Annotated in this window: 13 protein-coding genes; 9 read left to right on the forward strand and 4 right to left on the reverse strand. The window is 65.6% G+C overall.

Annotation, left to right across the window (positions count from 1 at the left end; all coding sequences use genetic code 11):
- Positions 1-166: 166 nt before the first annotated feature.
- Positions 167-2953 (forward strand): DUF3857 domain-containing protein, encoded by a 2787-nt coding sequence (locus T8S45_RS02895; protein ID WP_322295181.1) that lies wholly within the window; start codon positions 167-169, stop codon positions 2951-2953.
- Between the two features lie 18 nt (positions 2954-2971).
- Here T8S45_RS02895 and radC read toward each other — a convergent pair whose 3' ends face one another.
- Positions 2972-3664: a RadC family protein gene (gene radC, locus T8S45_RS02900; protein ID WP_322294609.1), complete on the reverse strand. Its 693-nt coding sequence runs from the start codon at positions 3662-3664 to the stop codon at positions 2972-2974.
- 79 nt (positions 3665-3743) lie between these two features.
- Between radC and T8S45_RS02905 the strand changes: the two genes are divergently transcribed.
- From T8S45_RS02905 to T8S45_RS02940, 8 genes are all read left to right on the forward strand, one after another.
- Positions 3744-6953, forward strand: coding sequence for an intermembrane phospholipid transport protein YdbH family protein (locus tag T8S45_RS02905; RefSeq protein WP_322294610.1), 3210 nt, complete (start codon positions 3744-3746; stop codon positions 6951-6953).
- Entirely contained in the window at positions 6950-7141 is a 192-nt protein-coding gene (locus T8S45_RS02910) for a YnbE family lipoprotein (protein WP_322294611.1), read from the forward strand. Before T8S45_RS02905 ends, T8S45_RS02910 begins: the two co-directional genes overlap by 4 nt.
- A 23-nt stretch (positions 7142-7164) precedes the next feature.
- Entirely contained in the window at positions 7165-7551 is a 387-nt protein-coding gene (locus T8S45_RS02915; RefSeq protein ID WP_322294612.1) for a YdbL family probable chaperone protein, read from the forward strand.
- 110 nt (positions 7552-7661) lie between these two features.
- Complete coding sequence (locus T8S45_RS02920; RefSeq protein ID WP_188641547.1) at positions 7662-7982, forward strand: AtpZ/AtpI family protein; 321 nt, start codon at positions 7662-7664, stop codon at positions 7980-7982.
- 83 nt (positions 7983-8065) lie between these two features.
- On the forward strand, positions 8066-8824 hold the full coding sequence (locus T8S45_RS02925; RefSeq protein ID WP_188643089.1) for a F0F1 ATP synthase subunit A: 759 nt from the start codon (positions 8066-8068) through the stop codon (positions 8822-8824).
- Between the two features lie 36 nt (positions 8825-8860).
- Positions 8861-9088 (forward strand): F0F1 ATP synthase subunit C, encoded by a 228-nt coding sequence (locus tag T8S45_RS02930; protein WP_057884388.1) that lies wholly within the window; start codon positions 8861-8863, stop codon positions 9086-9088.
- A gap of 76 nt (positions 9089-9164) precedes the next feature.
- On the forward strand, positions 9165-9659 hold the full coding sequence (locus T8S45_RS02935) for a F0F1 ATP synthase subunit B family protein (RefSeq protein ID WP_322294613.1): 495 nt from the start codon (positions 9165-9167) through the stop codon (positions 9657-9659).
- Complete coding sequence (locus tag T8S45_RS02940) at positions 9652-10218, forward strand: F0F1 ATP synthase subunit B family protein (RefSeq protein WP_322294614.1); 567 nt, start codon at positions 9652-9654, stop codon at positions 10216-10218. The genes T8S45_RS02935 and T8S45_RS02940 overlap by 8 nt, the downstream gene beginning before the upstream one ends.
- A gap of 67 nt (positions 10219-10285) precedes the next feature.
- Here T8S45_RS02940 and T8S45_RS02945 read toward each other — a convergent pair whose 3' ends face one another.
- The 3 genes from T8S45_RS02945 to rpsA all read right to left on the reverse strand — a co-directional run bounded on the left by T8S45_RS02945 (position 10286) and on the right by rpsA (position 13185).
- Positions 10286-10612, reverse strand: a complete 327-nt coding sequence (locus tag T8S45_RS02945) for a DOPA 4,5-dioxygenase family protein (protein WP_322294615.1) — start codon at positions 10610-10612, stop codon at positions 10286-10288.
- Positions 10612-11367, reverse strand: a complete 756-nt coding sequence (gloB, locus tag T8S45_RS02950) for a hydroxyacylglutathione hydrolase (RefSeq protein WP_322294616.1) — start codon at positions 11365-11367, stop codon at positions 10612-10614. The genes T8S45_RS02945 and gloB overlap by 1 nt, the downstream gene beginning before the upstream one ends.
- Positions 11368-11481: 114 nt before the next feature.
- Positions 11482-13185, reverse strand: a complete 1704-nt coding sequence (gene rpsA, locus T8S45_RS02955; protein ID WP_188641552.1) for a 30S ribosomal protein S1 — start codon at positions 13183-13185, stop codon at positions 11482-11484.
- Positions 13186-13328 lie beyond the last annotated feature (143 nt).

A 13328-nucleotide genomic window follows, 5' to 3' on the forward strand; every position in this document is an offset into this window, starting at 1 on the left:
GGGATGGGCTGCGCTGCGCGCCTATGGGGCGCGTGCCCGCTTGGCAAGGTCGCTCGCGGCGCAAGCGGCGGTTAACCACCTTCGAACGAGCGATTGCGTTGCACCGGTAGTCCGTGCATCATGGGCGGCGAAACGATTGAATTGTCGAAGGGTCCCGCGCGTGAACATGCACCATCTCCTGTCCGCCACCGCGATCGTCGCGGTCTGCGCAACCCCCGCCGTCGCGGGTGAAGAAATCATCTACGAGGAGGTGCCGGCCTGGGTCGTCGCGCCCGATCTCGATGCGGCGATGGAGAAGGACGAGACGCTCGTTCTGATCGACCGGCAGGTGCGGATGGAAGACGGCGTCGTGCACGATTATTTCGACGTCGCGATCAAGATGGAAAACCCGCAGGTCGTCACCCAACTCGGTACGCCGCAGCTGCAATGGCAGCCCGACAAGGGCGATCTGCGCGTCCACCGGATCCAGATCATCCGCGACGGCGAGGTGATCGACGTGCTCGCCGACGGCACCAAGCTCGAGGTGATCCGGCGCGAACGCCAGCTCGAAAGCCGGCTGATCGACGGCATGCTCACCGGAACGATGGCCGTGCCGGGCCTGCGGGTCGGTGACGTGCTTCGGATGTCGCATTCGACGACCAAGCGCGACCAGGCGCTCGACGGCGAGATGCAGGTGCTCCAGGGGATCCTGCCAGAGCCGATGGAGATGGGCTACGGCCGCATCCGCGTGAGCTGGCCGGAAGACGAGCCAATGCGTTACAATGCCACTCGCGATTTCGCGCTGGCCGAGCCGGTGATCGAGGACGGCTACAAGGTCCTGTCGGTCGAATTCCCGATCCCCGAACTCGACGAGATGCCCGACGATGCGCCGCGCCGCTATCGCATGCCGCCGCTGCTCCAGGTCGGCACCTATGACAGCTGGCGCGAATTGTCGGCGCAGATGGCGACCCATTTCACCACCGCGGGCACGATCGATCCCGAGGGCGAAATCGCGGCGAAGATCGCCGAGATCGAAGCCAAGACCGACAAGCCGCTCGAACGCGCGGCGCTGGCGCTGCAGATCGTGCAGGACGACGTCGCCTATCACCTCAACGGTCTCGATGGCGGCAACTACCTGCCGCAAAGCCCGGAGGACACGTGGGAGCTGCGCTATGGCGACTGCAAGGCCAAGTCGCTGCTGCTGCTCGCCATGCTGCGCGAGATGGGGATCGAGAGCGAAGCGGTGCTGGTCCATTCGAGCTCGGGCGACTGGGTGCCCGACATGCTCCCGATGCCGGGCAATTTCGACCACATGATCGTCCACGCCGTCATCGATGGCGAGGATTACTGGCTCGACGGCACCAATGCCGGCGTTCGCCTCGCGACGATCGGCGAGGTCCCGCCGTTCTTCAATGCGCTGCCGCTGCGCCCCGAAGGTGCCGAACTGATGCCGATGACGCAGCGCTGGCCGAGCGTCCCCGATCGCACCGCGGTGGTCGAAATCGATCATTCGGCAGGTTTCGATTATCCGGCGATGTTCTCGATCGACGTCACGCTCGAAGGCACGATGGCGACACGGCTGCGCGATCCGGCAGAAGAAAGCGACCGCGAGAAGGTGCTCGATTTCGCCAGCAATTTCGCGCGCAACCTCGTCGGCACCAATTTCGTCAAGGACGCGACCGTCACCTTCGACGAGGACAGCGGACAGGCCCGGCTCGAAGCCGAAGGCGTGACCTATAGCTGGTGGGAGTTCGAGCGCGGGCGCGCCAAGCTGACGCCGTATGTGTCGAGCAACGATTTCGGCTTCTCGCCCGATCGCGCACGTCGCGAATGGCGCGATATTCCCTACCAGAGCGGGGGCCCCGTGCGCTGGCGCGAGGATTTGCGGATCGAACTGCCGCAGGGCGATGTCGCCTACGACCTGCGCGGCGTCGAGGTGCGCGAAGAAGAAATCGCAGGCACGCGGATTTCGCGCAGCGCCACGCTCGACGGCGCGAGCCTGCGGGTGCAGTCCGACAAGGCCGAAATCCCGGTCGAGATCCCGGCCTCGGCTTTTGCCGAGAACCGCCGCGCGGCGTCGCGGCTGGGTAGCGGCGACTACGTCGTCCGCGTCAGCGAGGGGGCCAAGCGTTATTGGGAATACTCGGCCGAGGAAGCCGAACGCCTGATGGCACCGATGGAAGCCGCGCTCGACGCCTATGTCGACACCGATCCAGACGAAGCCTCGCGCCATATCCGCCGCGCCGAAATGCGCGTCTTCACCTATGATTACGCCGCCGCGGCCGAAGATTACACGCGGGCGATCGAACTCGAACCGAGTGCGACGCTCTACAACCAGCGGGCGCAGGCCTATGCCAATGCCGGCGAATGGGACCTCGCGCTCGACGATGCGCTCTATGCCTACGAATTGCAGGGCGATGTCGCGACCGCGCTCAACCTCGCGGCGATCCAGGCCGAAATGGGCGACGTCGATACCGCACTTGCGCTGCTCGAGGAATTCGAGCTCGGCGGCGACGAGCGTGCCACGCTGGCGCAAGTCCGCGCCGAATACGAAGGCGAGGCGGGCCGCCCCGAGGCGGGCTGGGCGATGCTCGAGGACGTCCTGCTCGAACGCCCCGGAGACAGCGAGCTGCTGAATTCGCAGTGCTGGCACATGGGCACGTGGAAATATCGTCTCGACGAAGCCGAGGCAGTGTGCACCGAAGCGGTGCAGGCTTCGCAATACGGGGCCAACGTGCTCGATAGCCGGGCGATGGTCTATTATCGGAATGGCGATTACGACAAGGCGATGCGCGATATCGACGCCGCCTTGCGCAGCGAACCGAGCCTTGCCGCTTCGCGCTACCTCAAGGGCCTGATCCTGATCGAACAGGGCAAGACCGCGGAGGGCCGGCGCGAGATCGCCTATGCCGAGCGGATCTCGCCGCGGATCGTGCGCCAGTACGAGCGCTACGGTATCTCCTCGGCCAAGTGATCGATGCGCGCGAAGGGGCTACATCAGCCCCTTCGCGCGCAGCGAGGCGTGGCCCTCGCGCCCGACAATCACATGATCGTGGACGGTCACGCCGAGCAAGCGACCGGCCTCGGCGATCCTGCGGGTGATGTCGATATCGGCGCGGCTCGGTTCGGGACTGCCGGAGGGGTGGTTGTGGACGAGGATCAGCGCGGTCGCGCCGATCTCGAGCGCGCGCTTGATGACCTCGCGCGGATGGATCGCGGCCTCGTCGATCGATCCGTCCGACACGCGCTCGTCGAGGATAAGGCGGTTGCGCGCGTCGAGATGGAGCACCCGCACGCGCTCGTGCGTCAGGTGCGCCATGTCGATGTGAAGATAGTCGAGCAGCGCCTGCCAGCTTCCCAGGACCGGCCTTTCGGCAACCTTAGAACGCGCCATCCGACGTGCCGCGAGCGCGACGATCTTGAGCGCGGCGGCACTGGTCTCGCCCATCTGCGGGTGATCGGCGAGCGCTTTCGCGTCGGCATCGAGTACGGCCGAGAGACTGCCGAAACGCGCGATCAGCGACTTGGCGATCGGCTTGGTATCGATCCGCGGGCGCGCGGTCGCGAGCAGGTATTCCAGCACCTCGTAATCCGCCAGCGCTTCGGCCCCGCCCTCGAACAGCCGTTGCCGCAGCCTTGCGCGATGGCCGCTGTTTCCGCCTACATTTGCGTCACTTGCGTCCATCGGGAACGCGCTCCCCCCTGCCGCATTGATGCCCGGCGCAGCATTGCCTTTGCATCGGCGTACGCGCAAGGGGACAGGCATGGCGAAGCGCCGCGACAACAGTGAGGGTGGAATGCCGCCCGTGCCCCGACGGGGCTTCTGGCGGCCGGCGCTGCCATGGATTGTTGTCGTGCTCGCCGTGGTGCTGGGATTCGCCTGGTCGCAGCGCAACGAGATCGCCGACGACATCATCGCTTCCGAACTGGAAAAGCGCGGGATCGAGGCAAGCTACAAGGTCGAGCGGATCGGTGGGCGGCGACAGGTGCTGCGCGACTTGGTGCTGGGCGATCCGGAACGGCCCGACGCGACGGTCGAGCGCGCCGAGGTGCGGATCGGATGGACGATGCTCGGGCCTGCGGTGCGCTGGGTCACGCTCGAGCGCGCGCGGCTCTACGGCACGCTGCGCGACGGCGAGCTGAGTTTCGGCGCGCTCGATCCGCTGCTGTTCGCCGAAGACGAGCCCGACCGTCCGCCGAGCCTGCCCGATCTCGACGTGACGATCGTCGACGGACGCGCGCGGATCGCGAGCGAATACGGGGTGCTCGGTCTCGTTCTCGAGGGAAGCGGCAACCCCAGCGACGGCTTCGAGGGGCAGCTTGGGGCACTAATGCCCGACCCGCGGTACGCGGGTTGCGAAGCGACGCGCGCGAGTTTCTACGGTACGGTGACAACCAACGACAGCCGCCCGACGTTCGACGGACCCTTGCGCCTTCGCGACCTTGCCTGCGAAGACCGCCAGATCGCGCTCGCGGCGCTCGATTCCGAGCTCGAACTGACCTTGCCCGCCACTTTCGATGCGGCCGAGGGCGAGCTCGCGATCGAGACCGGGGCGGGGCGCTACGGCGCGTTCGCCGCGCAGGCGCTCGAAGGCTCCGCCCGGTTCGACTTCAAGCCCGGCGAGGCGACCCTCGATTACGATCTTGCGCTGCTCGGGCTCGATACGCCCGAGGCCACACTGGCGCGGCTCTCGAGCGACGGCGTGGTCCGGTTGCGCGACGATTTCGCGCGACTGGAGTGGTCGGGCGGTTTCGACGGCCGCAATCTGCGACCGGGCGAATCCTTCAATCGCGCGCTCGCTGCGATCGGGAGCGGGGCCAACGACACCCCCTTCGCCCCGCTTGCGGCGAAGCTGCGCGCCGCGCTGTCGCGCCAGACGCTCGGCAGCAGCCTCGAGGGGAACCTAACGCTCCGGCGCGGGGAGGGTACGCTCAGCCTGGTGATCCCCGCCGCGACCTTGCGCAATCGCAATGGCGTGCGGCTCGCCGAACTCAGCCGGTTGCGCTGGAGCAATGCCGAGGGCGGCAATCTCGGCGGCTCGTTCCGGACCGGCGGGCCGGACCTCCCGCGCATGACCGGTTCGCTGACGAGCGCGGCAGGCGGCAGTGCCGTCTGGCAGCTCTCGCTCGAGGAATACGCGGCACGATCGAGCCGGATCGCGGCACCCGACCTGCGGATCGTGCAGTCGCCGGACGGTCGCTTCGACCTGACCGGAGATGTCCGGCTGAGCGGCCCGCTGCCAGGCGGTTTCGCGCGCAACCTCGCCTTCCCGCTCGACGCGGTGTTCGAGAAGGATGGGTCGTTCCGCGCCTTCACCCGATGCACGCCGGTCCGCTTCGACCGGTTCGAATACGCCAACCTAAGACTCGCGCGGCATGCGGTGACCCTGTGTCCGCCGACCGGCAGGGCGATCGTGCGCGGGGGCAACGGACCGCTGCGGATCGTCGCCGGCGCGCCCTCGCTCGATCTTGCCGGCACGCTGGCGGGGACCCCGATCGACATTCGCTCGGGGCCGATCGCGATTGCCTATCCCGGGATCGTGCGTGCGAGTGAACTGTCGGTGCATCTTGGCCCGCCCGACAGCGGGGCGGATTTCGTCCTCTCCGATCTAGACGCCGAGCTCGGCGGGAAGGAAATCTCGGGTACCTTCGCAGATACCGAGGCGCGGCTCGTTGCCGTCCCGCTCGACGTCAGCAATGCCGCGGGCGAGTGGCGTTACGCGAATGGCGTATTGTCGCTCTCTGGAGCCACCTTCCTGTTGGCCGATCGCAACGATCCGCAGCGCTTCTACCCGCTCGACGCGACCGAGGCGGCGATGAAGCTAGAGGACGGCGATATCCGCGCAGAAGCCAACCTGCGCGATCGCGACACCCAGCGCCTCGTCGCCGCGGTCGAGGTCTTTCACGATCTCGCGAGCGGTTCGGGCAATGCCACGCTCGACACCGATGCCCTGCGCTTCGATGCCGCGTTCCAGCCCGAAGACCTGACCTACCTCGCCAAGGGGACAATCGCCAATACGCGCGGGCTCGTGAGCGGGCAGGGGCGGATCCGCTGGGCCGACGGTACGATTGACAGTGGCGGCGAGTATTTCTCCGCCGACCTCGATTTCGCCGCCCCGTTCGGCCCCGTAGAAGGCGCATCGGGCACGCTGGTCTTCACCGACCTTCTCGCGTTCGAGACGGCGCCCAGCCAGACCTTCCAGGTGCGCTCGATCAATCCCGGGATCGAGGTCAATGACGGCGAAATCACGCTCGCGCTGCGGCGTGGCTTCGAAATCGGGATCGAGGGCGGTCGCTGGCCCTTCATGGGCGGCACGCTGACCCTGCGCCCGACCGATGTGCGCTTCGGCGAGGGCGAAGTGCGGCGGTTCACGCTGGTGGTCGACGGCTTGCAGGCCTCGCGCTTCATCGAACGGTTCGAACTCGCCAATCTCAGCGCGACCGGGACCTTCGACGGGCGGCTGCCGCTCGTCTTCGACGATAGCGGTGGCCGGATCGAGGGCGGCGTGCTGGTCTCGCGCCCGCCGGGCGGGAATCTCTCCTATGTCGGCGAACTGACCTATCGCGACCTGTCGACGATGGCGAACCTCGCCTTCAACGTGCTCAAATCGCTCGATTACGCGCAAATGCGGATCAACATGGACGGCGACCTTACCGGCAATATCGTCACCCGCGTCCGCACGTTCGGGGTCCGACAGGGCGAGGCGGCCGAGCGCAACATCGTGACGCGCAGCCTCGAAGGGCTGCCGATCCAGCTCAACCTCAACATCAATGCGCGGTTCTACGAGCTGATCGCGCTGCTCAAGTCGATCTACGATCCCACCGCCCTGCGCGATGCCCGGTCGCTCGGGCTGATCGACGACCAGGGTAATATTATTGCGCGCGAAGTACGCAATCCGCCACCGCCAGACGTCGATCCCTTCGAGGACGAAATCGACGATATTCAGCCTTCCGAAAGCGAGGAACAGCCATGATTTCGACCAATTTCCGGCGCATTTTTGCGCTGGCCGCGATCGCGGCGGGCCTTTCGGGCTGTGTCACCGTCGACGCCCCGACCGAGCCGATCGTGATCGAATTGAACATCAACATCCGCCAGGAGGTGATCTATCGTCTGGCGGCAGACGCGGAAGACGCGATCGACGAAAATGCCGACATCTTCTGATGCGGCCTGAAAGGAGCGAAACGATGATTCGCAAGCTAATGATCACCGCCGCATTGGGCGCGCTCGCGCTGGGCGGCACCGCACAGGCGATGCAGGATCGCGATCCGGCCTACGAGGCGGCGCGTGCATCGGGCAAGGTCGGCGAGAAGGTCGACGGCTATCTCGGCATCGTGGGCGAATCGACCCCCGATCTGGAACGCATCGTCGCCGACATCAATATCCGCCGCCGCGCGGTCTATACCCAGCGCGCCAAGGCGCAGAACGCGACGATCAACGAATACGCGATCTCGGCCGGCTGCAAGCTGATCCTGCGCACCGTGCCCGGCGAAAAATACCAGGCCCCCGACGGCAGCTGGCAGACCCGCACGCAGGATCCCCCGATCCTGCTGCCGCAGTGCCCGCGCAGCTGACGCAAACCGCGTCCGCTTCGGTTGACTTGCCACAGGCCCCCTTCTAAGGGGGCGGCGCCCTTGGCGGGCAAGTCCGTGCCCGTGCCATCGATCCCTTCAGGAGAGCAGGCATGAGCGAAGACAAACCCGCACGGGATTCAATCGAGGAGGATGCGCGAGTCGACGCGCTCGAAGCGCGGCTTAAAGCCGCCGAGAGCCGCGAAGAATTGCGCAACCGGAAGCAATCCTCGGGTGCCGACGCGAATTATCGCAGCGGCAACCGGGTGCTTGCGGACTTGCTCGGGGGAATCCTCGGCGGAGCGGTGATCGGGTGGGCCATCGGCTTTTTCACCGGCACCAATCCGTGGGCCCTGCTGGTAGGCCTGTTCCTCGGGATCGTGGTCGCCTTCAGGAACATCATTCGCGCGGCAAATGTGCGACCCGACGAATGACCCCTCGCGGGGTTCGGGGCGCGCAGCTTAGAGATTACGAAGGTTAGACTCACGTGGCAGCCGAAGAAGGCAAGGTCGACCCGATGCACCAGTTCGCGATCGAACCGATCGCGGGCACGGAGGCGTGGGAAATCGCCGGTTACAACATCGCTTTCACCAACAGCGCGCTGTGGATGCTCATCACCACGGTGGTGCTGTTCCTGTTCGTCATGGGCGGCATGAAGCGCCAGCTCGTGCCGGGCCGCTGGCAGATGATGGTCGAATCCTTCACCGGCTTCATCGACAACATGCTGGAAGCGAATATCGGCAAGGCGGGGCGCAAATACGTGCCCTACGTCTTCAGCCTGTTCATGTTCATCCTCTTCGCGAACCTGCTCGGCCTGCTGCCGCTGGGCGTGATCGGGCTCCACCCGTTCACCTTCACCAGCCACTTCACCGTGACCGGCATCCTCGCGATCCTCAGCTTCTCGATCGTCCTCATCGTCGGTTTCTGGAAGCACGGCCTCCACTTCTTCTCGCTGTTCGTGCCGCACGGCACCCCGCTGCCGATGATCCCGGTGATCGCGCCGATCGAGTTCATCTCGTTCATGGTGCGCCCGTTCAGCCTCGGCCTGCGTCTGTTCGTCGCCATGATGGCCGGCCACGTCCTGCTGGAAGTCCTGTCGAGTTTCGTGATTGACGGGACCAATGCCGGGATCGGCTTCGGCTTCCTCGTCGGCCTGCCGAGCTTCCTGCTGATGATCGGCATCTGTGCGCTCGAACTGCTGGTCGCGGGCATCCAGGCCTATGTCTTCGCCCTTTTGACGTCGCTGTACATCAACGACGCCGAGAACCTTCACTAATCGTCTCAATCTAACGGAATACCAAAGGAGTTCATTATGGATATGGAAGCTGCCAAGCTCATCGGTGCTGGCCTCGCTGCGATCGGTGCCGGTATGGCCGCCATCGGCGTGGGTAACGTGTTCGGCTCGTTTCTCGAAAGCGCGCTGCGCAACCCGGGTGCCGCCGACGGCCAGCAGGGCCGCCTGTTCATCGGCTTCGCCGCGGCGGAACTTCTGGGCCTGCTGGCCTTCGTCGTCGCGATGATCCTGATCTTCGTCGCCTGACGAATACCTGAACTTGCGGGCCGGGGCAGAGCTCCGGCCCGTCCCATGATTTGACTGCCGAACCGCGAGTGCGTCGATGCCCCAGATAGCCCAGCTTGCCGAAACCTGGTCTAGCCAGTTCTTCTGGCTCGCCGTCTTCTTCGGAATCACCTTCTTCCTGATCGGGATGGGGATGGTGCCGAGGATCATGGACACCGTCGACCAGCGCGACAGCAAGATCGCCGACGACCTCGCCGCGGCGAAGGCCGCCCGCGATGCCGCGGACGAGCAGGAAGAAGCCTGGCGCGTGCGCGAGAACGAAAACCGCGAGAAAGCGCGCGGGATCGTCAACGCGGCGAAGGCCGATGCCGCGGCCAAGTCGGAAAAGACCATCGCGGCCGCGCAGAAGCGTCTCGACAAGAAGCTCGACGAGGCGGAAATCCGCATCGGCGAGGCACGCAATGCCGCGCTGGCCGAGATCGAAGCGGTCGCCACCGAAGCCGCGCAGGACATCGTCCAGCGCGTGGCCGGTATCAAGGTGACCAAGCCCACTGCGGCCAAGGCCGTCAAGGAGACGCTGGCTCATGGCTAACACGCCCGCCCCCCTGACCACCGGCGCGCCGGAAGCACATACCGAAGTCGACGCCTCTGGCGCGACGCACGAATCGCCTTCGCTGTGGGGCTTCGAGCCCTATCAGTGGGTCTCGGTCGCGATGCTCGTCCTTCTCGCCTTCGCCTTCATCGGCGCCAAGGTGCACAGGACCATCGCCGGCGGACTCGACAAGAAGATCGCCGATATCCGCGAACAGCTCGACGAGGCGAAGGAACTGCGCGCCGAGGCCGAGGCGCTGCGCAACGAATACGCCGCCAAGATCGCCAACGCCGAGAAGGACGCCGAGGCGATGATCGAAAGCGCAAAGGGCGAAGCCGAAGGCATCGTCGCCAAGGCGGAGGCCGACAGCAAGGCGATCGTCGAGCGCCGCAAGCGGATGGCCGAGGACCGCATCGCGGCTGCCGAGCGCGACGCGCTGGAAGAGGTGCGCAACCGCGCCGTCACAGCCGCCACCGCAGCGGCCGGTACGCTGATCGACGACAAGTTCGACGCTGACGCCGATCGCGCGCTGGCCGACAAGGTGATCGCCGACATCTGATCGGGCGACACACTGCGAATTTCGAAAGGGCGGCCTCAGGGTCGCCCTTTTTCGTTGGTGGGTGCGATCAGTCAAAGATCGACAGGTCGAGCGGTTCGGATTCGCCGAACCAGACCACGTGTCGGGTATGATCGGCGAGATCGTCCCCGCTGAGGCCATGCGCGAAGATCGTGAGGTCTCCGCGCGCCTCGGCCGCCCACACGGCGAATTCACCGAATTGCGCCGGGCAGAGTGTCAGCTGGCAGGATCCGCGCGGATGGGGCCCGACCGGCGCGGTATGGAAATGTCCGACCGGACAGCCGAACCGGTCCTTTGCGCGGGCCGCGAAATGTTGGGCTTCATCCAGCTCGGCTGCATCGAAGTAGACATGCGCATGGAAGCCCTTGATCGTCATCAGAACGCGTCCTTGGCAGCCCTCAGCGCGGCGAAAGTCTCGTGTGGGGCCTCGCCGCCCCAGCGCGCCTGCATCTCGTCGTCGTCGGCCCGGAGGAAGGGATTGGTCTCGAGCTCGCGATCGAGCGTGAACGGCACGGTGGGCTCGCCCGCCTCGCGCTTGGCGTCGATTTCCCTGGCATAGGCAGCCAGCGCATCATTGCCGGGATCGGCATGGAGCGCGAACTGCGCGTTCGCCTGCGTGTATTCGTGGGCGCAATACATCGTCGTGTCGGCGGGCAGGGCCTTCAATCGCGACAGGCTGTCCCAGAACTGTCCGGGCTCGCCCTCGAACATCCGCCCGCAGCCGAGCGCGAACAGCGCATCGCCGACGAAGGCGATCCCGTCATCGGCGAGGTGGAAGGCGATGTGGCCGTTGGTGTGGCCGGAGACGTCGATCACGCGCGCCGTGTGGTCGCCCAGCGAGACCGTGTCGCCGTGCGCGACCTCGCGATCGATCGGCGAGAGCTTCTCGACTTCCTGCGGGGCGATCACTTTCGCGCCGGACGCTTCGACGATCACCTTGTTCCCGCCGGCATGGTCGGGATGCCAGTGCGTGTTCCAGATATGGGTGATCTTCCACCCCCTGGCCTCGGCCTGCTTCAGGTATTCGGCGCCATCGGGCGTATCGATGCAGGTCGTCTCGCCGCTCGCGGGATCGTGGACGAGGAAGCCGTAATTGTCGGACAGGCAGGGGAACTGGTGGATCTGGAGCATGCCCATGAAGGTAGGCGCCCGTCTCGCCGTAGAAAAGGCCCGCCATAGAAAAGGCCCGCCGCTCCGGTGGGGAGGGCGGGCCTTTCGCTATCCGCTGGTGCGGCGTGGAAGAGCTCAGTCTTCCTTCTTCTTCAGCGCTTCGCCGAGGATGTCGCCGAGCGAGGCACCCGAGTCGGCCGAACCGTACTGTTCGACGGCCTGCTTCTCTTCGGCGATCTGGTACGCCTTGATCGAGAAGTTCGGCTTCTTCGAACGGTCGAAGCCGGTGACCATCGCGTCGAGCTTCTGGCCGGTCTGGAAGCGATCCGGACGCTGTTCGTCGCGGTCGCGGCCGAGGTCCGAACGCTTGATGAAGCCCGTGGCGCCATCTTCGCCGACCTGCACTTCGAGACCGCCATCGCGGACTTCGAGGACGTGCACGGTGACGACCTGGCCCTTGCGGAGCGAGCCCGAAGCGGCGGCTTCGGTCGGCGCACCCTTTTCGAGCTGCTTCATGCCGAGGCTGATGCGCTCCTTGTCGGTGTCGACGTCGAGCACGACGGCTTCGACCTGTTCGCCCTTGCGGTGCAGCGCGAGCGCGTCTTCACCCGAAATGCCCCACGCGATGTCGGACATGTGGACCATGCCGTCGACGTCGCCCGGAAGACCGATGAAGAGGCCGAATTCGGTGGCGTTCTTGACTTCGCCTTCGACCTTCGAGCCCACCGGATGCGCTTCGGCGAATTCTTCCCACGGATTGCGCTGAGCCTGCTTGAGGCCGAGCGAGATGCGACGCTTCTCGCTGTCGACCTCGAGCACCACGACTTCGACTTCCTGCGAGGTCGAGACGATCTTGCCCGGGTGGACGTTCTTCTTGGTCCAGCTCATTTCCGAAACGTGGACCAGGCCTTCGATGCCCGGCTCGATTTCGACGAATGCACCATATTCGGTGATGTTCGTGACCTGGCCGTCGAGCTTCGCGCCGACCGGGTACTTGGCCGAAACGCCGTCCCACGGATCGCTTTCGAGCTGCTTCATGCCGAGGCTGATGCGCTGCGTTTCCGCATTGATGCGGACGATCTGCACCGTAACGGTCTGGCCGATCTCGACCACTTCGCTCGGGTGGTTGACGCGCTTGTAGCTCATGTCGGTGACGTGGAGCAGGCCGTCGATGCCGCCGAGGTCGACGAACGCACCGTAATCGGTGATGTTCTTGACCACACCTTCGATGACCTGGCCTTCGGCCAGCTGATCGATCAGTTCGCTGCGCTGTTCGGCGCGGGTTTCTTCGAGGACGGCGCGACGCGAGACGACGATATTGCCGCGGCGACGGTCCATCTTGAGGATCTGGAACGGCTGCGGCGTGTCCATCAGCGGGGTGACGTCGCGCACGGGGCGGATGTCGACCTGCGAACCGGGCAGGAAAGCCACGGCGCCGTCGAGGTCGACGGTAAAGCCGCCCTTGACGCGGCCGAAGATGCGGCCTTCGACGCGCTTGCCTTCGCCGAATTCGCTTTCGAGCTTGTCCCAGGCGGCTTCGCGGCGGGCGCGATCGCGGCTGAGCATGGCTTCGCCGTCGGCGTTTTCGACGCGGTCGACATAGACTTCGACTTCGCTGCCGACTTCGAGACCGTGCTCGTCTTCGCCGCGCATGAATTCCTTGAGGTCGACGCGGCCTTCGCTCTTGAGGCCGACATCGATGATCGCCTTGTCGTTCTCGATACCGGTCACGGTACCCTTGACGACGCGGCCTTCGAAGCCGCCGTCGATCTCGTCGCCGAGTTGTTCGTTGAGAAGCGCTTCGAAATCGTCGCGCGAGGGGGTGGCACTGGTTGCCATAAGGTGAAATTCCTGGACTGAATTGCCGGCCACCGGGAAAGCCCGGGGACTTAGGAGGCCGAACGTCCCGCGGGGCCGAATGCCGTCGCGGGAGCCTTCGGGTGCGGGGTTCGTCGGCAGGTGCCAAAAGCACGGGGGAGGGC

The organism is Pseudoblastomonas marina (assembly GCF_034374265.1).
GTDB lineage: Bacteria > Pseudomonadota > Alphaproteobacteria > Sphingomonadales > Sphingomonadaceae > Alteriqipengyuania_A > Alteriqipengyuania_A marina.